At 60.5% G+C, this 20133-nt stretch carries 21 protein-coding genes; 1 reads left to right on the forward strand and 20 read right to left on the reverse strand.

The window, feature by feature from the left end:
* Nucleotides 1–8: 8 nt before the first annotated feature.
* The 20 genes from ACORLH_RS13760 to ACORLH_RS13855 all read right to left on the reverse strand — a co-directional run bounded on the left by ACORLH_RS13760 (nucleotide 9) and on the right by ACORLH_RS13855 (nucleotide 18585).
* Entirely contained in the window at nucleotides 9–1118 is a 1110-nt protein-coding gene (locus ACORLH_RS13760) for an NADH-quinone oxidoreductase subunit E (protein WP_321828946.1), read from the reverse strand.
* Nucleotides 1118–1396, reverse strand: coding sequence for a hypothetical protein (locus tag ACORLH_RS13765; RefSeq protein WP_058243934.1), 279 nt, complete (start codon nucleotides 1394–1396; stop codon nucleotides 1118–1120). The genes ACORLH_RS13760 and ACORLH_RS13765 overlap by 1 nt, the downstream gene beginning before the upstream one ends.
* A complete protein-coding gene (locus ACORLH_RS13770; RefSeq protein WP_321828947.1) occupies nucleotides 1396–1869 on the reverse strand; it encodes a hypothetical protein in 474 nt (157 codons plus the stop codon). The genes ACORLH_RS13765 and ACORLH_RS13770 overlap by 1 nt, the downstream gene beginning before the upstream one ends.
* Nucleotides 1870–2048: 179 nt before the next feature.
* Nucleotides 2049–3263 carry an NADH-quinone oxidoreductase subunit D gene (locus ACORLH_RS13775; protein WP_058243932.1) on the reverse strand — a complete coding sequence of 405 codons (1215 nt, stop codon included), beginning with the start codon at nucleotides 3261–3263 and terminating at the stop codon, nucleotides 2049–2051.
* Nucleotides 3263–3880 carry an NADH-quinone oxidoreductase subunit C gene (locus tag ACORLH_RS13780; protein ID WP_321828948.1) on the reverse strand — a complete coding sequence of 206 codons (618 nt, stop codon included), beginning with the start codon at nucleotides 3878–3880 and terminating at the stop codon, nucleotides 3263–3265. Before ACORLH_RS13780 ends, ACORLH_RS13775 begins: the two co-directional genes overlap by 1 nt.
* Nucleotides 3873–4271 (reverse strand): hypothetical protein, encoded by a 399-nt coding sequence (locus ACORLH_RS13785; protein ID WP_321828949.1) that lies wholly within the window; start codon nucleotides 4269–4271, stop codon nucleotides 3873–3875. Before ACORLH_RS13785 ends, ACORLH_RS13780 begins: the two co-directional genes overlap by 8 nt.
* A gap of 170 nt (nucleotides 4272–4441) precedes the next feature.
* Complete coding sequence (locus ACORLH_RS13790) at nucleotides 4442–4975, reverse strand: NuoB/complex I 20 kDa subunit family protein (RefSeq protein WP_058243930.1); 534 nt, start codon at nucleotides 4973–4975, stop codon at nucleotides 4442–4444.
* Nucleotides 4966–5331 carry an NADH-quinone oxidoreductase subunit A gene (locus tag ACORLH_RS13795; protein ID WP_058243929.1) on the reverse strand — a complete coding sequence of 122 codons (366 nt, stop codon included), beginning with the start codon at nucleotides 5329–5331 and terminating at the stop codon, nucleotides 4966–4968. The genes ACORLH_RS13790 and ACORLH_RS13795 overlap by 10 nt, the downstream gene beginning before the upstream one ends.
* Nucleotides 5332–5814: 483 nt before the next feature.
* On the reverse strand, nucleotides 5815–6597 hold the full coding sequence (locus ACORLH_RS13800) for a crotonase/enoyl-CoA hydratase family protein (protein WP_321828950.1): 783 nt from the start codon (nucleotides 6595–6597) through the stop codon (nucleotides 5815–5817).
* Nucleotides 6598–6610: 13 nt separating this feature from the next.
* Nucleotides 6611–7468: a hydroxymethylglutaryl-CoA lyase gene (locus ACORLH_RS13805; RefSeq protein WP_321828951.1), complete on the reverse strand. Its 858-nt coding sequence runs from the start codon at nucleotides 7466–7468 to the stop codon at nucleotides 6611–6613.
* A complete protein-coding gene (locus tag ACORLH_RS13810) occupies nucleotides 7461–8126 on the reverse strand; it encodes a glutathione S-transferase family protein (RefSeq protein ID WP_321828952.1) in 666 nt (221 codons plus the stop codon). The genes ACORLH_RS13805 and ACORLH_RS13810 overlap by 8 nt, the downstream gene beginning before the upstream one ends.
* A 3-nt stretch (nucleotides 8127–8129) precedes the next feature.
* Nucleotides 8130–8795: a glutathione S-transferase family protein gene (locus ACORLH_RS13815; protein WP_321828953.1), complete on the reverse strand. Its 666-nt coding sequence runs from the start codon at nucleotides 8793–8795 to the stop codon at nucleotides 8130–8132.
* Nucleotides 8792–10726, reverse strand: coding sequence for an acetyl/propionyl/methylcrotonyl-CoA carboxylase subunit alpha (locus tag ACORLH_RS13820; RefSeq protein ID WP_321828954.1), 1935 nt, complete (start codon nucleotides 10724–10726; stop codon nucleotides 8792–8794). Before ACORLH_RS13820 ends, ACORLH_RS13815 begins: the two co-directional genes overlap by 4 nt.
* Before the next feature lie 150 nt (nucleotides 10727–10876).
* Nucleotides 10877–12481: a carboxyl transferase domain-containing protein gene (locus ACORLH_RS13825; protein ID WP_321828955.1), complete on the reverse strand. Its 1605-nt coding sequence runs from the start codon at nucleotides 12479–12481 to the stop codon at nucleotides 10877–10879.
* Between the two features lie 9 nt (nucleotides 12482–12490).
* Nucleotides 12491–13198: a hypothetical protein gene (locus ACORLH_RS13830; RefSeq protein ID WP_321828956.1), complete on the reverse strand. Its 708-nt coding sequence runs from the start codon at nucleotides 13196–13198 to the stop codon at nucleotides 12491–12493.
* A complete protein-coding gene (locus tag ACORLH_RS13835) occupies nucleotides 13195–13686 on the reverse strand; it encodes a hypothetical protein (protein WP_321828957.1) in 492 nt (163 codons plus the stop codon). The genes ACORLH_RS13830 and ACORLH_RS13835 overlap by 4 nt, the downstream gene beginning before the upstream one ends.
* Nucleotides 13683–15251 carry an AMP-binding protein gene (locus ACORLH_RS13840; RefSeq protein ID WP_321828958.1) on the reverse strand — a complete coding sequence of 523 codons (1569 nt, stop codon included), beginning with the start codon at nucleotides 15249–15251 and terminating at the stop codon, nucleotides 13683–13685. The genes ACORLH_RS13835 and ACORLH_RS13840 overlap by 4 nt, the downstream gene beginning before the upstream one ends.
* A 2-nt stretch (nucleotides 15252–15253) precedes the next feature.
* On the reverse strand, nucleotides 15254–16417 hold the full coding sequence (locus tag ACORLH_RS13845; RefSeq protein WP_321828959.1) for an isovaleryl-CoA dehydrogenase: 1164 nt from the start codon (nucleotides 16415–16417) through the stop codon (nucleotides 15254–15256).
* A gap of 256 nt (nucleotides 16418–16673) precedes the next feature.
* Nucleotides 16674–17867, reverse strand: a complete 1194-nt coding sequence (locus ACORLH_RS13850; RefSeq protein ID WP_321828960.1) for a DegT/DnrJ/EryC1/StrS family aminotransferase — start codon at nucleotides 17865–17867, stop codon at nucleotides 16674–16676.
* 31 nt (nucleotides 17868–17898) lie between these two features.
* A complete protein-coding gene (locus ACORLH_RS13855) occupies nucleotides 17899–18585 on the reverse strand; it encodes an HAD-IA family hydrolase (protein WP_321828961.1) in 687 nt (228 codons plus the stop codon).
* A 167-nt stretch (nucleotides 18586–18752) separates the two neighbouring features.
* Between ACORLH_RS13855 and glmU the strand changes: the two genes are divergently transcribed.
* Nucleotides 18753–20132 carry a bifunctional UDP-N-acetylglucosamine diphosphorylase/glucosamine-1-phosphate N-acetyltransferase GlmU gene (gene glmU / locus ACORLH_RS13860; protein WP_321828962.1) on the forward strand — a complete coding sequence of 460 codons (1380 nt, stop codon included), beginning with the start codon at nucleotides 18753–18755 and terminating at the stop codon, nucleotides 20130–20132.
* Nucleotide 20133 lies beyond the last annotated feature (1 nt).

Consider the following 20133-nt stretch of genomic DNA (forward strand, 5'->3'; position numbering starts at 1 on the left):
TGTTACCCTCAGTCTTTCTTGGCCAGTTCAGCCGCTTGGCCGATCCAGTCATCCCGCGTGATGCGGCCTTTGAATTTCAGACGGTTGTCGACCCACTGGATCTCAGCCTCGGTCCATTTGGCGATCTGATCAAAGTGGAAGAAGCCCAGCTCATTCAGTGTCTGCTCCAGCTTGGGGCCAACACCGCTGATTTTCTTCAGATCATCTGCGCCTTCTGAACGGGCGGCGGTCAACACCTCAGGCTCAGCCTCATCAACCTCTGCCACGGCTTCGGATTTGGCTTCAGCTTTGGCGGCAGGTTTGGCCGCCTTGGAGTCAGCTTCGGCTTTCTGTGCATGGGCCGGTTTGGCCACAGGCGCCGGATCGGCCACCTTGCCATTTGCGGGCGCGGCCACGTCTGATGCGTCCTTACCCTTCATCCAAGGGGTCAGGATCGGCACCTCAGTGCCGTCAATCCGCTTGACGGTCTCGCCCAGATCCACAGCCAGCTGCGCCGAGGCGTTGTATTTGGTTTTACCGCTGTCGAAATCTTTCAGCGAGGTCAGGCCCGACAGCGGCTCAGAAGCAAAGCGGCCGTTCTGCGGTCCCGGCACCGGCACCTTGCCCGCGCGCAGCTCGGCCAGAATCTCAGCAAAGCGGTCGGCGGTCAGGTCTTCGTAATAGTCTTTGCCGATCTGGATCATCGGCGCGTTGGCGCAGGCGCCAAGGCATTCCACCTCTTCCCAGGTGAAGGCACCGTCTTCAGACAGGGTGAACGGCTTCTCCGCAATCTGTTCCTGGCAGACCTTAATCAGATCTTCGGCACCGCAGATCATGCACGACAGCGTGCCACAGATCTGAACATGCGCGATCGACCCGGTCGGGGTCAGCTGGAACATGAAGTAGAAGGATGCCACCTCAAACGCGCGGATATGGGCCATGCCCAGCATGTCAGCGACATATTCAATCGCCGGGCGGGTCAACCAGCCCTCTTGTTCCTGCGCGCGCCACAACAGCGGGATCACAGCCGATTGCGCTCGGCCAGCCGGGTACTTGGTGATCTGTGCCTCAGCCCATTTCTGGTTTTCGGCAGTGAAAGCAAAGCTTTCTGGCTGTTCGTGGTAAAGACGGCGTAGCATCAGGCACAGGCTCCGGTCGTAAGTTGCACGCCACCGTCTTCCAGCTTCTGGGCTTTGCCAGTGGCGAGTTCATATTCAGTCAGGCCGACAACCTGTTCCCGGGTGAAGCCTGTTTGCAGCTCCACCGGCAGATAGTCAGCTTCGGTCCGCATGACGCAGCCGATCGAGGCCACCGCGGTTTCGTAGGTTTGGACGTCTTGCAGCGACAGCCCTTGCGGCAGGCCGCAGCCCGCCAGCAGTGAAAGAACAGCAGTGGTCAAAACGCCCTTTTTCAACATCAGGAACAAACCTCCGGCTTCAGCATGATGGTGTCATTTTCGCCCATGGTGGCTTCGCCGCCCATGACCATCTTCTGCAATTCCTGCTTGACCAACATCGGCTCCAGCCCGCTTTTCTTGAAAACGGATTTGAATTCCTCAAGGCTGACCTTGCAGTCGTTTTTCTTCAGCACCTGCAGCGCGCCAGCGCGCACCGCCTCCGGGCTCTCGCACTCAGGGCCGGTCAGGTAGATCGTGCGCTTGGCACGGTTCATCCGGCCCTCACCACGCAGATGTTTGACGATGGCACCGGCCTCATCCCGCTCAAACCCGTTCGCGGGGAGCACGTCGGCGGCTTTGTCTTCGGGCAGGACGCAGTCATTTGCGACCATCACCTCAATGAATTCCAGAACACGGTCTTCGCTCACCTCAGCCGCCGCCATGGTGGGCAGCGCCAGAGCAGCGGACAAGAACAGGGCGGAAATTGCCTTCATGATGTCACCTCTTTGAAAAAATGGATTTGGGAAAAGCATAGCCCGAGGCGCAGGGGAAAATTGTCCCTGTTTGCGCGCCTTGGGCGAAGAGTTTGCAGAAAAAACCGCACAGGCAGACGGGACCGGCGCAGAAATTGCGCCAGCCTTATCTGTGTTTGCCTGAAACGGTGCAAAACGCATCAGCGGTCGATCTCCCCGAACACAACGTCCATGGTGCCGATGATCGCGGCCACATCCGCCAGCTGGTGGCCGGTGGCCACGTGGTCCATCGCCTGCAGATGCAGGAAGCCCGGCGCGCGCAGCTTGGCGCGGTAGGGTTTGTTGGTGCCGTCAGATTTGATGAAAACGCCAAATTCACCCTTCGGAGCTTCAACCGCCGCGTAAACCTCACCTTCCGGCACATGGAAGCCTTCAGTGTAGAGTTTGAAGTGGTGGATCAGCGCCTCCATCGAGGTTTTCATCTCACCACGTTTCGGCGGGGTCAGCTTGCCACGGGCCAGCACGTCACCGGGGGTTTCGCGCAGTTTGACAATAGCCTGACGGATGATCGAAACCGACTGGCGCATCTCTTCCATGCGGCAGAGGTAACGGTCATAGCAGTCGCCGTTTTTGCCAACCGGGATCTGGAACTCAAACTCATCATAGCATTCATAAGGCTGCGCCCGGCGCAGGTCCCATGCCAGGCCCGAGCCGCGTACCATCACGCCTGAGAAGCCCCAATCGAGGATTTCCTGTTCAGTGACCACACCAATATCGGCGTTACGCTGTTTGAAGATCCGGTTTTCGGTCAGCAACCCGTCGATGTCTTCCAGCACGGCAGGAAACTCGATGCACCATTCTTCAATGTCATCGATCAGCTTGTCGGTGATGTCCTGATGCACACCGCCGGGGCGGAAGTAGTTGGCGTGCAGACGTGCACCGCATGCACGTTCATAAAACACCATCAACTTCTCACGCTCTTCGAACCCCCAAAGCGGCGGCGTCAGCGCGCCAACGTCCATCGCTTGGGTGGTCACGTTCAGGAGGTGGTTCAGCACCCGGCCAATTTCGCAGAACAACACGCGGATCAGCTGGGCGCGGCGCGGCACTTCCACGCCGGTCAGCTTCTCAATCGCCAGACACCATGCGTGTTCCTGGTTCATCGGCGCCACATAATCGAGGCGATCGAGATACGGCAGGTTCTGCAGATAGGTGCGGCTTTCCATCAGCTTTTCGGTGCCGCGGTGCAACAGGCCGATATGCGGGTCGCAACGCTCGACAATCTCACCGTCCAGCTCCAGCACCAGACGCAAAACACCGTGCGCCGCAGGGTGCTGCGGGCCGAAGTTGATGTTGAAGTTACGGATCTTCTGTTCGCCGGTCAGGGCGTCATCAAAACCTTTGGAGCCGTCCATCACTTCGCCTCCCCTTTCTCGGAACCTTTTTCGTCACCGGGCAGGATGTAGTTGGCCCCTTCCCACGGCGACATGAAGTCGAACTGGCGGTATTCCTGAACCAGCTTCACCGGTTCATAAACCACGCGCTTCAGCTCTTCGTCGTAGCGCACTTCGGTATAACCGGTGGTCGGGAAATCCTTGCGCAGCGGGTGGCCGCGGAAGCCATAGTCGGTCAGGATCCGGCGCAGGTCGGGATGGCCCGAGAAGATGATGCCGAACATGTCAAAGACTTCGCGTTCAAACCAGTTCGCGGACGGGTGTACATCCACGATCGACGGCACCACATCCTCTTCACGGATCGACACCCGCAGGCGGATCCGGTGGTTCTGATACATCGACAGGAAGTGGTAGATCACATCAAAGCGTTTCGCCCGCTCAGGGTAGTCCACCGCGGTGATGTCCACCAGGGTGGAGAACTTGCAAGTGGCGTCCGATTTCAGGAACTCCACAAAGGCTTTGATGTTGGCAGGCGCCACATCCACGGTCAGCTCACCATAGGCGATATCCCAGCTGAGCACGCAATCCGTGCGCTTCAGCTCAATATGGGTGGCCAGATCTTTCAGAGAGTCAGACATTCGAGCATTTCTCCACAATCAAATTGGCCGAAGCGTCTTGAAAGCCCCAAGTCCCGGAGAGTTCAAAAGGTTTCAATACATCCTGCTCCCATTCTTCAGCTCTTACCTCAGACAGCCAATTGTTCGTTGTAGCAGGCATATTGGGTAGAGAGCTTATATCTAGGGTTTGAAGTTCCTCTGGTACGCGCGACAGCAGCGTAACGTCGGTGATACGGAGGACCTCAACGCCATATCCGCCTGGCGCAATTCCAACTGAGATCATTGGGTCAGGCAAAACAAAGCTTACGGCGTCCGAAGCCGCATTTGCCCCACTCCACATCCAATAATCGGTATGCGACCAGTCTTTGCCGCCACCCTCGCGCTTGCGTTTAAACTTCGATTTCGCGAGCACACGCGCTGCATAGGAGATCTTTATCCCCCCGAGAGTGCAATTGGACGTGTTCGCGACGATTAGACGATCTTGCTCTAGATCGTAACTGACGTTTACGACGCCCTCCCCCGCGTGAACGGGAAAGGTCGACAGACACATCCAAGCGCCCGCGACATATGCCCCCAAAGCTCTCATCGAACGATCGTCCCCGTGCGGCGGATTTTGCGTTGCAGCTGCATGATACCGTACATCAGCGCCTCTGCCGTGGGTGGGCAGCCGGGCACGTAGATGTCGACGGGCACAACACGGTCACAGCCGCGCACAACCGAATAGCTGTAGTGGTAATAGCCACCGCCATTGGCGCAGGACCCCATGGAGATCACATAGCGCGGCTCTGGCATCTGGTCATAAACCTTGCGCAGCGCCGGGGCCATTTTGTTGGTCAGCGTACCTGCAACGATCATCACGTCGGACTGACGCGGGCTGGCGCGCGGGGCAAAGCCGTAGCGTTCCACATCGTAGCGTGGCATCGCGGTGTGCATCATCTCAACCGCGCAGCAGGCCAGACCAAAGGTCATCCAGTGCAGCGAGCCGGTGCGGCCCCAGTTGATCAGATCCTCCGCCGTGGTCAGCAGGAAACCTTTGTCCTGCAGCTCGCGGTTCAGCTCTTGCGTGGCGACCTCGCGGTCGGCACCGGCAGTGTTCTGTCCGGTCATCACTCCCATTCTAAGGCCCCTTTCTTCCACTCATAGGCAAAGCCAATGGTCAGCACGGCCAGGAACACCATCATGGACCAGAAGCCGACCATCGAGATGTCCTTGAACGCGACGGCCCAGGGGAACAGGAAGGCGATTTCCAGATCGAAGATGATGAACAGAATCGAGACCAGGTAGAACCGGACATCGAACTTCATGCGCGCATCGTCGAAAGCGTTAAATCCGCATTCATAGGCCGAGACCTTTTCCGGGTCCGGGTTACGGACGGCCAGAACGACGGCGGCAAGTATCAGGACAAGGCCAAGGGCAATTGCGATGGCCAGAAAGACGAGGATGGGAAGGTATTCCCGCAACATCTCTTCCACGGTGGCTCCTTTCATGCGCAAAGACGCGCAGTCAGTAGGCTGCTTTAGCTGTGCAGGGGTTTACTCCTGTGGCCTAGGGAGGGTCAACCGAGTGCGGCGGCTTTACGGCCACTTCGCTGGGGGTCTCTGTCCGGGGCGCAACACTGTATACCGATGCACACAGCCCTTGTTTACAAGGCGTACCTTGGACAATGTGACCCGCTCACGTCCAATGACAAAAATTTGCGCGGTCAGAATGTCTGAAAATGTATTTCGTGGGAATGTTTCAAACCAGCGCTAACAGGCCGGTTTCCGATTTCCTGACGCGAATCCTAGGGTATTCGCCCCAGCGGGGCCAAAGTGCGCAATCCACCGTGTTTTCTGACGTTTGCGCGCGCCTCCCTGCGACGGGCGAAGGTCGCAGAGAGGTCTGTTTCATAAAATACCACCTGGCGGTTCTGTGCCCGTTCAGCGCCGGTATCTGCGCGTCGAAAGGACGCGCGTTCAGCCCTGCCAGCTGGGTTTGCGTTTGTCGAAAAAGGCGCCGATCCCTTCCGGGGCTTCGCTGCCCTCCCAGCAGGCGGCCAGCTCATCGATGGTATGGGCGATGGTGTCTTCATCAATGCGGGGTCCCAGGCTGCGCAGCAGTGCCTTAGCGCGCGCCACGGCGCCGGGGGCGCAGTCCAGATAGGGGGCCACTTCGGCCTCAACCGCAGCGTCCAGATCTTCGGCTGGCACCGCCTTGGCCAAAAGGCCCAGCGTCACCGCCTCAGCCGCGTCAAACCGGCGGCCCGACATGAAGACACGGCGCGCATTGGCTTCGCCCATGCGGGCACAGACATAAGGCCCGATGGTCGCCGGGATCAGACCCAGACGGGTTTCTGTCAGCCCCATCAGCACGGTGTCGGCGCCAATTGCCACGTCACAGACCGAGGCCATGCCAACCCCGCCGCCAAAGGCATTGCCCTGCACCCGCCCGATCAGCGGTTTCGGCAGGGTGTTCAGCGCCTGCAGCATGGTGGCCAGTTTGGTGGCCTCAACCTTGCGCACCTCGGGGCTGGCCTCGAACTGTTCGCGCATCCATCCCAGATCACCCCCTGCACAAAAGGACCGGCCTTCGGCCGCCAGAACAACCACGCGCACGCTGTCATCGGCGCCCAATTCCTCAGCGGCCTGATGCAGCTCCTCCAGCATCTGCGCCGACATGGCGTTGTGCTTTTCCGCCCGCGCCAGCCAGAGCGTGGCCACACCGCGCTCGTCGCGCTCGATCTTTACTGTGTCATACATGCTATCGTCCCCTTTAGCGCTCAATCCGCATGGCGCGTGCCATATCCGCTGCCTCGGCAATCACCGCCATATCAAGGCCGGTGTCATAGCCCAGCGCCGCCAGCCGTTCGGCCACCGCTTCGGTCGCCACGTTGCCCTTGGCGCCGGGTGCGTAGGGACACCCGCCCAAGCCCCCGACCGCAGCATCAAAGACACGCACCCCTTTGTCGAGCGAGGCCTCGATGTTCACCAACGCCCGTCCCGCGGTGTCGTGATAATGCCCCGCCAGCCGCGCCGCCGGAACCACCTGCAAAACCGCGTCCAACATCGCTGCGATGCTGTCCGGTGTGCCCTGCCCGATGGTGTCGCCCAGACTGATCTCATAACAGCCCATCGCGTCCAGCGCGGCGGCGACGCGGGCGACCTCTGCCGGGTCGACCTTACCGTCATAGGGGCAATCGGTGACGCAGCTGACATAGCCCCGCACCTTGATGCCTGCCGCCAGCGCCGCCTGGGCCACGGGTTTGAACCGTTCCAAGCTTTCGGCGATGGTGGCGTTGATGTTGGCCTTGGAAAACCCTTCTGAGGCAGAGCCAAAGATCGCCACCTCATCGGCTTTGGCAGCCAGGGCCCGTTCCAGACCCTTCATGTTTGGGGTCAGCGCCGCATAGGAAATGCCTTCTGCCCGGGTGATGCCGGCCAGAACCTCACCGCTGTCGGCCATTTGTGGCACCCATTTGGGGCTGACGAAACTGGCAACCTCAATCCGTTTGAACCCGGCGCGGCTGAGGCAGTTGACCAGTGCGATCTTTTCCTCTGTCGGAATCTGACGCTTTTCATTTTGCAGGCCGTCCCGCGGCCCCATTTCAAAGATCTCAACCGTCTCAGACATCAGGAACCTCGTAGAAGTCTTTGGTGTAAATACGTTTTGCCCCTTCAGGCGGCAGCGCCTTTTGCAAGGCAGGCCGTGCCATCAGCCGGTCACGATAGGCCGCCACATGGGGCAGTTTTTCCAGCGACACAAACCGCGGCGCCAGCCAGACACCGTAGCCCACCGCACAATCCGCCGCCGAGAAGCCTGAGGTCAGCAGATACGCCCGCCCGTCCCGCAGCTGCGCCTCAAGCCGGGTCAGCACCTTGGCCAACCGTTTGGTCTCAAGCCCGATTTGGGTGGGTGAGCGCATCCAGTCCTCATAAAGGACGATATGGCCCTGCGTCAGGTTCGCCAGATGCTGGCCGATGGTTTCGGCGTAATGCAGCAGTTCCAGATATTCCATCCGCTCCGGATGATCCGGCCCGCGATGCAGACCGGCGGCGGGCAGCTGTTCGGCCAGATATTCAGCGATCGCGCCACTTTCCAGCATCACCCGGCCATCAACCTCTACCGAGGGCACCCGGCCTGCGGGGTGCATGGTCAGGTAGTCCTCAGACCGCAGCGATTTATTGAAGAAGTCATAGACCCGCAGCGTGTAGTCGGCGCCCAACTCCTCCAGCAGCCAGAGGATCCGCATCGAACGGGCCTCATGCGCGTGGTGTAGCGTGATCTGCATGGCTTATCCCTCTGGCAGTTCGTAGAAGTCCTGCGTGTAGAACTGTTGTGGCCCCTCAGCAGCCTGCGCCGCGCTGTAAGCCGGACGCGCCTCCAACCGGGCCTGATAGGCCGTCAGATGTGGAAAGCCTTCAAAGCGCACGTAGCGCCGGGCCGAGGTGAGGGTGAACCCCATCATCACATCCGCTGCCGAAAACCCGCTGCGCAGCAGGTAATCCCTCCCATCGCTCAGCGCCTTTTCCACGCCCTTGAGCGCTATCGCCAACCGTTTGGTTTCAATCCCCATCACGGTCAGCGACCGCATTTCGGGCTTCGGCAGGAACAGGTGCTGCATGTTGAGGTTCTGAATGCCACCGCCCAGCGTTTCGGCGTAATGCAGCCATTGCAGCCAATCAGCGCGTTCGTCTGCATGCACCGGCGGCATCAGGTCATGGCCTTTGCGCGTTTCGCAGAGGTATTGCACCGTCGCGCCGCTTTCGATCAGCACCCGGCCATCAATTTCCAAGGCTGGCACCCGGCGCGCGGGGGAGATCGCTTTGAACCCCTCCTGCTGCAGGGATCCGTCCATGATCTGATAGGGCACCACCTCAACAGGTTCGCCCAGCTCATGCAGCAGCCAGAGCACCCGGAAGGACCGGCTGCCCGCGATAGAATGCAGTGTCGCGCTCATGCCTCTTCCAGACGGATCAGTGCCGCGCCTGCCTCCACCTGATCGCCATCGGCGGCCAAAACCTCAGCCACAACGCCATCGCGGGCGGCCAGCAGCGAATGCTCCATCTTCATTGCCTCAAGGATCGCCAGACGGTCGCCTTCCTTCACCTCCTGGCCTGCCGTGGCAAAGACCGCCTTAACCAGACCGGGCATCGGCGCCTCAACCACATTGCCGTCGCCGCCAGCGCCGCTGGCCTGATCCAGCAGATCCACCACTTCGAAGTTCAGACCGTAATCTGCAAAGACGGTGATGGTATCGCCATGCTGCACCACGGTGGGCAGGCGGGTGCCGCCGACATCCCAGTGACCGGCCATACGGTTGCAGATCACCTGTTCGCCATCAACCTCCCAGATCTGGCGATCCGGGCTTTCGACCTCAACGGTGGCCACGAAACTGTCATCACGCCATTGAAGCGTGATCGAGCGGTGCAGCGGCGCCCAAAGGCTGAAACCGCTGTCCCAGACCGTGTCAATCAGGCCCATCGCCTGCATGGCAGCGGCCACCTTATGTTCTGCGCTTGCCTCTGGATCGACAACCAGCGTGTCAATCTCACGGGCAATCAACCCGGTGTCCACATCCCCGGAGGCAAAGCCCTGATCCGCGGCCAAGGCCCCAAGAAAGGCAAGGTTGGTCACAGTGCCGCCGACCTGGGTCTGCGCCAAGGCTTCGGACAGACGTGCCAGTGCCACCGCACGGGTGGGACCATGCACAATCACCTTGGATATCATCGGATCATACCAGGGGCTGATCACATCCCCTGCCCGCACACCGCTGTCTGCACGCGCCCCGGCCGGAAACTCCAGATGGGTCAGTGTGCCGGTCGCCGGCAGGAAGCCCTTTGGCACATCCTCGGCGTAAAGGCGGGCCTCAAAGGCATGGCCTATCAACGGAATATCGTCTTGGGTCGAGGTCAACGCCTCACCCGAAGCAACGCGCAGCTGCCATTCCACCAGATCTACACCGGTGACCAATTCGGTCACGGGGTGTTCCACCTGCAGGCGGGTGTTCATTTCCATGAACCAGAACCCATCCGGGCGCAGCCCGTTGGATCCGTCCACGATGAACTCCACCGTGCCCGCACCTTTATAGCCGATCGCCTCCGCCGCGCGCACGGCGGCATCGCCCATCGCTTTGCGCATCTCAGCGGTCATGCCGGGGGCTGGGGCCTCTTCGATCACCTTCTGGTGGCGACGTTGCAGCGAACAGTCACGTTCATAGAGGTGCACCGCACGGGTGCCATCGCCAAAGACCTGCACCTCAATATGGCGTGGTTTCTGGATGTATTTCTCAATCAAGCAGTCGGGATTGCCAAAGGCGGTCTGCGCCTCGCCCTGGGCTGAGGCGAGCGCGTCGGCAAACTCGGCAGGGGCTTCGACCAGACGCATGCCTTTACCGCCGCCACCAGCGACGGCTTTGATAAGCACCGGATAGCCAATGTCATCTGCCTGCTGGGCCAGAAAGGCGGCATCCTGATTGGCGCCGTGATAGCCCGGAACCACCGGCACGCCGGCCTCTTCCATCAGCGCCTTGGCGGCGTCCTTTAGACCCATCGCGCGGATCGCTTTGGCCGAGGGACCGATGAAGGTCAGCCCCGCCGCCTCCACCGCATCGACAAATTCGGGATTTTCGCTGAGGAAACCATAGCCCGGATGAATGCCCTGCGCGCCGGCGCTTTTGGCAACTGCAATGATTTCATCGCCCAACAGATAGCTGTCAGCCGGCGCAGGCCCGATGCCGATATGCCAAGCCTCATCCGCCATGGCAACATGTTTGGCATCACAATCCGCGTCAGAATAAACCGCCACGGTTTTCACCCCCAAGGAGCGGGCGGTTTCCATCACACGGCAGGCAATCTCACCACGGTTGGCGATTAAAATTTTGTCAAACATCAGATCCATCCTCTTTCAGGTTGGCGAATTTTGGTGGGACGCGCCGGGGGCCAGCCCCGCTGCCATTGTCTCTCGGTCCAATGGTGCTTAAAGGGCGGTCCCCGGAGTATTTTTGGAACATTGAAAGCCCCGAGATTTGCATCCGGTGCCTCACATCCTAAAGACGCCGAAGGTGGTGTCTTCAATCGGGGCGTTGAGGGAGGCCGAGAGCGACAGCGCAAGAACTTCACGGGTTTTGCGCGGGTCGATCACGCCGTCATCCCACAGGCGCGCCGAGGCGTAGAGCGGGTGGCTTTGTTCTTCGAACATGTCGATGGTGGGCTGTTTGAAGGCGGCCTCTTCCTCGGCCGACCAATTGCCGCCCTGCCGTTCGATGCCGTCGCGTTTCACCGTCGCCAGCACGCCCGCCGCCTGTTCGCCGCCCATCACCGAGATGCGTGAGTTTGGCCAGGTCCACAGGAACCGCGGGGAATAGGCGCGGCCGGCCATGCCGTAGTTGCCTGCCCCGAACGAGCCGCCCACCAGCATGGTGATTTTCGGCACTTTGGTGGAGGCCACAGCGGTCACCATCTTGGCGCCGTGGCGGGCGATGCCTTCGTTTTCGTATTTGCGTCCCACCATGAAGCCGGTGATGTTCTGCAGGAAGACCAGCGGGATTTTGCGCTGGCTGCAAAGCTCGACAAAATGCGCGCCTTTTTGTGCCGCCTCAGAAAACAGCACGCCGTTGTTGGCGATGATGCCGACCGGGCAGCCTTTGACATGGGCAAAGCCGGTGACCAGCGTTTCACCGAAGCGCGGTTTGAACTCATCAAAGCGCGAGCCATCAACGGTGCGGGCAATCACCTCACGGATGTCATAGGGCGTGCGCAGATCGCCGGGCACCACGCCAAAGATCTCATCGGGATCATAGGCGGGTTCTTCAGGCGTGGCCCACTCCACCGTCACGGGGCGGCGGCGATTGAGATGGCTGACAGAGCGCCGCGCCAGTGCAAGGGCGTGGGCGTCATCCTCGGCCAGATAGTCGGCCACGCCGGAGAGGCGGGTGTGCACATCACCGCCGCCCAGATCCTCGGCACTCACAACCTCACCAGTTGCGGCCTTCACCAAGGGCGGACCAGCCAGGAAGATGGTGCCCTGTTCTTTAACGATGATGGTGACATCCGACATCGCCGGCACATAGGCGCCGCCAGCCGTGCAGGAGCCCATGACAACCGCGATCTGCGGGATGCCTTTGGCCGACATATTGGCCTGATTGTAGAAGATCCGGCCAAAGTGGTCGCGGTCCGGGAACACCTCATCCTGCTGCGGCAGGTTGGCGCCGCCAGAGTCGACCAGATAGATACAAGGCAGATTGTTCTGCTCGGCGATTTCCTGGGCGCGCAGGTGTTTTTTCACCGACATCGGGAAATAGGTGCCGCCTTTGACGGTGGCGTCGTTGCAGACGATCATGCAGTCCACACCGCAAACCCGGCCAATACCGGCGATCACACCCGCCGAGGGCGCGGCATTGTCATACATGTTGAAGGCTGCCGTTGCGCCGATCTCCAGGAAAGGCGAGCCGGGATCGAGCAGGTTCGCCACCCGGCGACGCGGCAGCATCTTGCCACGGCTTTCATGACGGGCGCGGGAGCGTTCGCCGCCGCCCAGACGCGCGGCCTCGGCCGCTTCGTCAATGACCTTCAGCGCCTCTTGGTGGGCCTTCACATTGGCTTTGAAGCCTTCGGAGGAGGGCAAAGCGTTGGATTTCAGTTTCATTGCGGACTCCTATTGGGTGTCGGGGCTGCGCCCATTGTCTGCATGGAAAACAACCCGAGATTTCTGCCAGGTTGAGTGCGCCTGCGTGTAGCGGCACAGGGACGTTTGGGATACGTTGGGAACCTTTTGTTGCGCACAAAGCTCCGCCGGTGTGGGCAGTTCCATCAACTGGAAAGAAACCTTCGGATCTGGCACGGATCCCAGCGCATCTGTTTCTTTTTCCAGCCAATCGCTGACGCGATCCAAACAGGACTCAGTTTGTCTCTGCGCATGGGCGAGGTCACAGAGCCGCTGCGCGGTTGAGACGCAAAGCGTGTCCATGGGCACGTGGTATGGGCCGGGCGTCACACGCGAAGTGCAATTGGTGAGATAGCCTTCAACGTCAAACCGTCCGCTATCTGCGTGAGCTTTGGAGGCCGACCCTGCCACACCGGCAACGAACAGCATAGCTGAAAATCCCATAGCCCGGCAAAGCCGGGCCGCGCCCGACCCTCCCCATGGGAGGGCGCATTGCAGCCTATTGATGATCTCACCCAGTGGTGCGCGCGTTGGTGTGCAGTGATCCTTCGAAGACAGGAAATGCCCTCCCAGGATCGAGCGCCGCCCTATGTTTCGCGCCGCCCTACGACCCACCATGCCCCTCAGCGTCTCTTCATGCGCTTCCACATTGGCTTTGAAACCTTCGAAGGAGGGCAAAGCTTGGGAATTCAGCTTCATTTTGAGTCCTCCAGGGATTGACGCTGCAGTGAGCGCCATTCTGTCCAATCGCTTGCGGTTTGGAGCCAGGTGCACCAGGTAACGGGGGGAAAGTTTTCAATTGGAACGTGGTCGCATAAGGGGGCATCACCAGACATCAAGCGAGCGTAGGTTCGTGCGTAAATCTTGGAACGCACGCCGTCTGCCAAAAGCCGTTCGGGAACAGTGTCACGCAACGCGATGTTGGCTTTCTCAACGTGTTGGGTGATCGCATCCACGCAAGAAACCTGCGCCTCAATGGGCCGCCCGATAGCGCAATAGTCCGTCGCTCGTTCGATGCACTTGATGTCCATAGTCATCGAAAATCCTTGCACCGATTGGGTTTGAGCCGCGCACCCGTCAAACGTCTGTATTGCATCAATTATCGACGCCTCCCCCTCAGAAAATGCAGGAGACGCGAACAGGGAAAAAGTGAGCAGTGCTGCTGAGAGCGTTTGCGTGGTTTTCATCGCAACTCCTCCGCCGCGCGCGCTTTCAGCGCTTTGCGGATCACCTTGCCGGTGACGGTCATCGGCAATTCGTCGAGAAAGCCAATCTCACGCGGATAGGCGTGTTTGGCGATGCGGGCTTTGGCAAAATCCTGCAGCTCACGCGCCAGGGTATCGGAGGCCTCATAGCCGGGTTTCAACACCACATAGGCCTTCACAATTTCGGTACGCAGATCATCGGGTTTGCCAACCACGCCCACCGTCGCAACGGCAGGGTGTTTCAGCAAGCCATCCTCAATCTCGCTTGGCCCGATGCGGTAGCCGGCGGAGGTGATCACATCATCCTCACGGCCCACAAAACGCAGGAAGTCACCGTCCCAGATGCCGCGATCGCCGGTGATCAGCCAATCGCCATGGAATTTCGCCGCCGTCTCCTCGGGACGGTTCCAGTATTCCAGCATCATCGAGGCCGCGCCGCGTTTGATCGCCACATCGCCCTCGCCCATTGTCAGCTGGCCCTTGCCATCCAGAACCCCGATCTCAAACCCCGGCGCAGGTTTGCCGATGCAGCCAGGGCGCGCCTCAAACAGGCTGGAGGCAGAGGAGGCCGCCATGTTGCATTCGGTCTGACCGTAGAATTCGTTGATCGCCACGCCAAAGGCCGCCCGGCCCCAGTCCAGCATTTCCGCGCCCAGCGGCTCGCCACCGCTGGCAACGGTGCGCAGGCCTGCAATCACCGCGCCTTCGGCTTTCAGCATGCGCAGCGCTGTGGGCGGGAAAAAGATATTGCGCACGCCGCCTTCGGCGATGATGCGCTGGCATTCGTCCGGGGTGAATTTGGCCATACGGGCCGCCGCCACCGGCACGCCCAGCGCCAGCCCCGGCATCAGCACGTCAAACAGCCCACCGATCCAGGCCCAGTCCGCCGGCGTCCAGAGGCAATCGCCCTCTTGGCCCAGAAAATCATGGCTCATCTCAACGCCGGGCAGATGCCCCATCAGCACGCGGTGGCCATGCAACGCGCCCTTCGGGGCACCGGTGGTGCCCGAGGTGTAGATCAAAACGGCGGGATCTTCGGGCCCGGTGTCAACGGTCTGAAACGGCTCGGTCGCAAAGGCCTCAGCTTCTGGCACCAGCTGCTGGCGGCCTGCGCCTTTCAGCCATTCGCTTAAGCCCTCGGTGCCCTCTTCATCCGCAATGACCAGCGCCACACCGGCATCTTCCAGCCGGGTGATCAGCGCCTCCACCCCAAAGAGTTTGAACAGCGGGATGGAGATCGCACCGATCTTCCAGCAGGCGATATGCGCCGCGGCGGTCCAGGCCGATTGGGTGCGCAGAATGCCCACCCGATCACCGCGGGCCACCCCACGCGCCACCAGCGCATGGGCCAACCCATCCGCCATCTGTCGCAGGCGGCCATAGCTGATATGTTCGGCCGCCCCGTTGGAGACATCGCGGATCGCCACCCGGTCCGGGGCCCGCGCCGCCCAGTCATCACAGACCTGCACCGCCATGTTCAGCGCTGCCGGGATTTCCCACTGGAAATCCCGGATCAACGCGCCGTAGCTGTCCGCCGCCGTCAACATGATCAGCGCATCGCGCTCATCAACTCGCGACCCACCAGCATGCGGCGGATCTCAGAGGTGCCGGCACCGATTTCCATCAGCTTTGCATCGCGGAAGATCCGCGCCACCGGCGCATCCGCCAGGAAGCCCGCACCGCCAAAGGCCTGCACCGCCTGATGGGCAACGTTCATGGCTTCTTCTGAGGCATAGAGACAGCAGGCCGCCGCATCCTGACGGGTCACCTCACCACGGTCACAGGCTTTGGCCACCTCATAAACGTAGGCCCGGGCCGAGTTCATTTTTGTGTACATATCGGCGATCTTGCCCTGCATCAGCTGGAAGTCCCCGATCGACTGGCCGAACTGTTTACGCTCCACCATATAGGGCATCACCTCATCCATGGCGCCCGCCATGATGCCGGTGCCAATGCCAGCCAGAACCACCCGTTCGTAATCCAGGCCCGACATCAGAACGCGCACGCCTTTGCCCTCTTCGCCCAGAACGTTTTCAAACGGCACTTCGACATTGTCAAAGATCAGCTCAGCCGTGTTGGAGCCGCGCATGCCCAGCTTGTCAAAATGCGGGCTGGTGGAGAAACCGGTCATCTCTTTTTCAACGATAAAGGCGGTGATCCCCTTGGATCCCCCCTCCGGATCGGTCTTGGCGTAAACCACCAGCGTGTCAGCATCCGGACCGTTGGTGATCCAGTATTTGTTGCCGTTCAGCACATAGTAGCCGTTGCGCTTTTCCGCTTTCAGCTTCATTGACACAACGTCCGACCCGGCCGAGGGTTCTGACATGGCCAGCGCTCCGACATGTTCGCCCGAGGTCAGCCGCGGCAGGTATTTGGCGCGCTGCTCGTCACTGCCGTTCAACTTGATCTGGTTCACGCAGAGGTTCGAATGCGCCCCATATGACAGCGAAACCGAGGCCGAAGCGCGCGCGATCTCTTCCACCACAACAGTGTGGGCCAGATAGGACATGCCCGCGCCGCCAAATTCCTCGGGCACGGTGACGCCCAACAGGCCCAACTCGCCCATTTCCTGCCACAGCTCGTTAGGAAATTCGTTTTTCGCGTCGATCTCAGCCGCCATCGGCTTGATCCGTTCCTGTGCAAACCGGTGCACCATGTCGCGCAGCGCGTTTACATCTTCGCCCAGATCAAAATTCATCACCGCATTGAACATGTGCCGGCTCCTCCATCGAATTTAATGAACACTTGTTCAATAAATGCCGAACAAAGTGAGTCGCGTCAAGCGCGCGCAACTCCGCGCCACGCCAAACCGACGCCACGTCCTTTCAACGTTTCAAAAATACTCTGGGGGAATTGGCCGAAGGGCCAAGGGGGCGAAGCCTCCCAATAAACCTGCGGGCGAAGCCCCAAACAAACCTGTGAGCAACGCCCCAAAAAACACTAGGGCAACGCCCGGCTCGCTCCAGCCCTCAGCCAGCTTGAAAGACGGCAGACACCTCAGCCCGGATGATCCGCGCGATCAGGGCGCAATCCTCCAGCGAAAATGTCAGCGGCAGCCGCATGTCCACGATGCCTTTCAGCACCCGGTCACTGTCAGGCATTGGCGCAGCGTCAACATAGCGCCAACTGTCATAGCGGCTGGTAAACCCGCTGGGTTCCGCGCCACCGAACCATTTCAACTCGACCCCGCGCGTCAGACAGCGTTTCAGCACCGCGTCGATCTGATCCTCGCGCCAATCCAGCAGCAGAAACTGGATGGAGGACCCCACATAGCGCTCCGCCTCAGGCCGCTCGATCACGGTCAGCCCGGGCGTTTCGCGCAGCCCGACCTCAACCACCTCATAGCGTTCATTCCAGCGCGCCACCTGCCGGTCCAGATCGCGCAGCTGCGGCCGCAGGATCGCCGCGCGCAGATGGTCCATGCGACCCGACACATTGGGCGTGTCGTATTTCACCGACTCAAACACCTCGGGCGCGGGGGCGGCAAGGTGACGATCATAAAGCATATAGGACCCTGACAGCATCACCGCGCGCGCCATGACCTGCGGGTCATCGGTGATCAGAAAACCGCCCTCGCCCGAATTCATGTGCTTGTAGGTCTGCGTCGAATAACAGCCGATCACCCCGTCAGTGCCGCTCAACCGCCCGTTCCAGCGCGCGCCCATTGTATGGGCGCAATCCTCAATGACCTGAATGTCATGGGCATCACAGATTGCCATCAGCCGATCCATATCGCAGAGGTGACCGCGCATATGGCTCAGCATCAGGACCGAAGCCTGATCCGCCTTGGCCTCCAGATCCGCCAAATCGATTACCAGATCCTCGGTCACGCCGACAAACACCGGCACCGCGCCGACAGCGGCAATGGCGCCGGGTACAGGGGCCAATGTGAAGGCATTGGTCAGCACCTTATCGCCCGGCTGCACATCCAGCGCCCGCAGCGCACAGCCCAGCGCATAACCGCCTGAGGCCAGCGCTAGCGCATAGGAACTGCCCATCGCGGCGGCAAATTCCTGCTCCAGCAGCGCAACCTCCCCCACTTCGCCCTCCGCCACGTTGTAACGGTGCAGCCGCCCGCTGCGCATCACAGCTACAGCGGCCTCGATCGCCTCTTCCGGGATCGGTTCCTGTTGGGTGAAAGTGCCGGTAAATCTCTCAGTCATGATCCTGTTCTGACCGTTTGATCAAATCAGGTCAATTGGCAACCACATCCGGCAGGCCAATCAGCCGCGCCACCTCTGCGTCCAACGCATCATAATGGGCGATCAGACCTTCCGGATTCAGCGCCTCAACCCCCTGCCCCGCAGGACCGAAGGTGACCAGAATACAAGGCACACCCAGCGCCTCGGCGGTTTTGCGGTCCGTGACGGTATCACCGATCAGCACACACTGTGCCGGATCGCCGCCAGCGCGTTTGACCGCCTCCACCAATGGCGCCGGATCGGGTTTGCGCACAGGCAATGTATCGGCCCCGATGAGGGAGGCAAATTCGCCGCGCACACCCAGCCGTGTCATCAGCTCCTCCGCCAATGCAGCAGGTTTGTTGGTGCAAATCCCCACCTTGTATCCGGCTGCTTTCAAACGCCCCACGGCGGCCATGGTGCCGGGATAGAGCGTGGTGTGCACATCAATCGCCTCACGGTATGCGTCAATAAACGGAAGGTAGTTGGCTTCGACCCCGGCGGCGATATCGGCCAGTCCGACACGGCTGAACCCCAGCTTCAACATCGCCCGCCCGCCATGAAACGCGGTTTCTGCATCTTTCACCGGATCCAGCAGGTCGCCATGACCCAGGGCGCGAAACCGGCTGTTGGCCGCCGCAATCAGATCGCCGCTGGTGTCTGCCAAAGTGCCATCCAGATCAAAGATCACCGTTTTCATTTCTGGTCCCTCAAATTAATACCAATTGGCGAATATCCGCGCAGGCAACGCCCCGTCATGTTGCAGGGCGCAATCACAAGTGACCAGAGCCGGTCTTGCGCCACTTGTGCAAGCGGATAAAACCTGATCAAGGCAATTACAAAGAAGAAATATTGGATGAGGACAGCATGAGCACGGCACTTGTTATTTTGGCCGCAGGCATGGGCACCCGCATGAACTCGGACCTGCCGAAGGTTCTGCACAAGATCGCAGGCGCACCATTGCTGGTGCACGCCATGAAATCCGGTGCCGCGGTGGAGCCTGAAAAACTGGTTGTTGTGGCCGGACACGGCGCGGAACTGGTCAGCAAGGCCGCCAAGGCCTGGGACGACCGCGCTGAGGTGGTGCTGCAGGAAGAGCAGAAAGGCACCGGTCATGCGGTGCTGATGGCCCGCGAGGCATTGGCCGATTTTGAGGGCGGTGTGATCGTGCTTTACGGCGACACGCCCTTCATTCAGCCCGAAACCATCGAACGTATGGCCGAAGCGCGCGCCAAACATGATGTGGTCATCCTTGGCTTTGAGCCCGAAGATCCCGCCCGGTATGGCCGGTTGATCATGGAGGGTGACCAGCTGCAGCGGATCGTCGAATATAAAGACGCCAGCGCGGCGGAGCGTGCGATCACGCTGTGCAACTCCGGTCTGGTGGCGGCGGATGCCAAGGTCCTGTTTGAGCTGCTGGATCAGGTCGGCAATGACAATGCGGCGGGGGAATACTACCTGCCCGATATCGTGGCCATTGCGCAGGAGCGTGGTCTGTCAGCCACCGCGGTCACCTGTGATCCGGCCGAAACGCTGGGCGTCAATGCCCGCGCTGAACTGGCCGAGGCGGAGGCGCTGTTTCAGGCACGCGCCCGCACTGAGGCGCTGGAAAACGGTGTGACCCTGCAAGCGCCCGAAACCGTCTTTTTCGCACATGATACTTATGTGGGCCGCGACACGGTGATTGAACCCAATGTGGTCTTCGGCCCCGGTGTCACCATTGAATCCGGTGCAGAAATCCGCGCCTTTTCCCATCTGGAGGGCTGCCACGTCAGCCAAGGCGCCCAAGTTGGCCCCTATGCCCGTCTGCGCCCCGGTGCCGAGCTGGCCGAGAAGGTGCGCATCGGCAACTTTGTTGAGGTGAAAAACGCCGTGCTGGACGAAGGCGCCAAGGTCAACCACTTGAGCTATATCGGCGATGCCACCGTCGGGGCGGCCACCAACATCGGCGCCGGCACCATCACCTGCAACTATGACGGCGTGCTGAAACACCGGACCGAGATTGGCAACCACGCCTTCATCGGCTCCAACACCATGCTGGTGGCCCCGGTGAAGGTCGGCAACCGTGCGATGACCGGCTCGGGCTCCGTCATCACCAAAGACGTGGAAGCGGACGCGCTGGCCGTGGCCCGCGCCCGTCAGGAAAACAAACCCGGCTTTGCCAGCAAGCTGTACGATATGCTGCTGGCCAAAAAGGCCAAACGCGACGCAGCCAAAGCGGCAGAAAAATCCGAAGGGAACCAATAAG

It is taken from the genome of Thalassovita sp. (genome assembly GCF_963691685.1).
Lineage (GTDB): Bacteria > Pseudomonadota > Alphaproteobacteria > Rhodobacterales > Rhodobacteraceae > Thalassobius.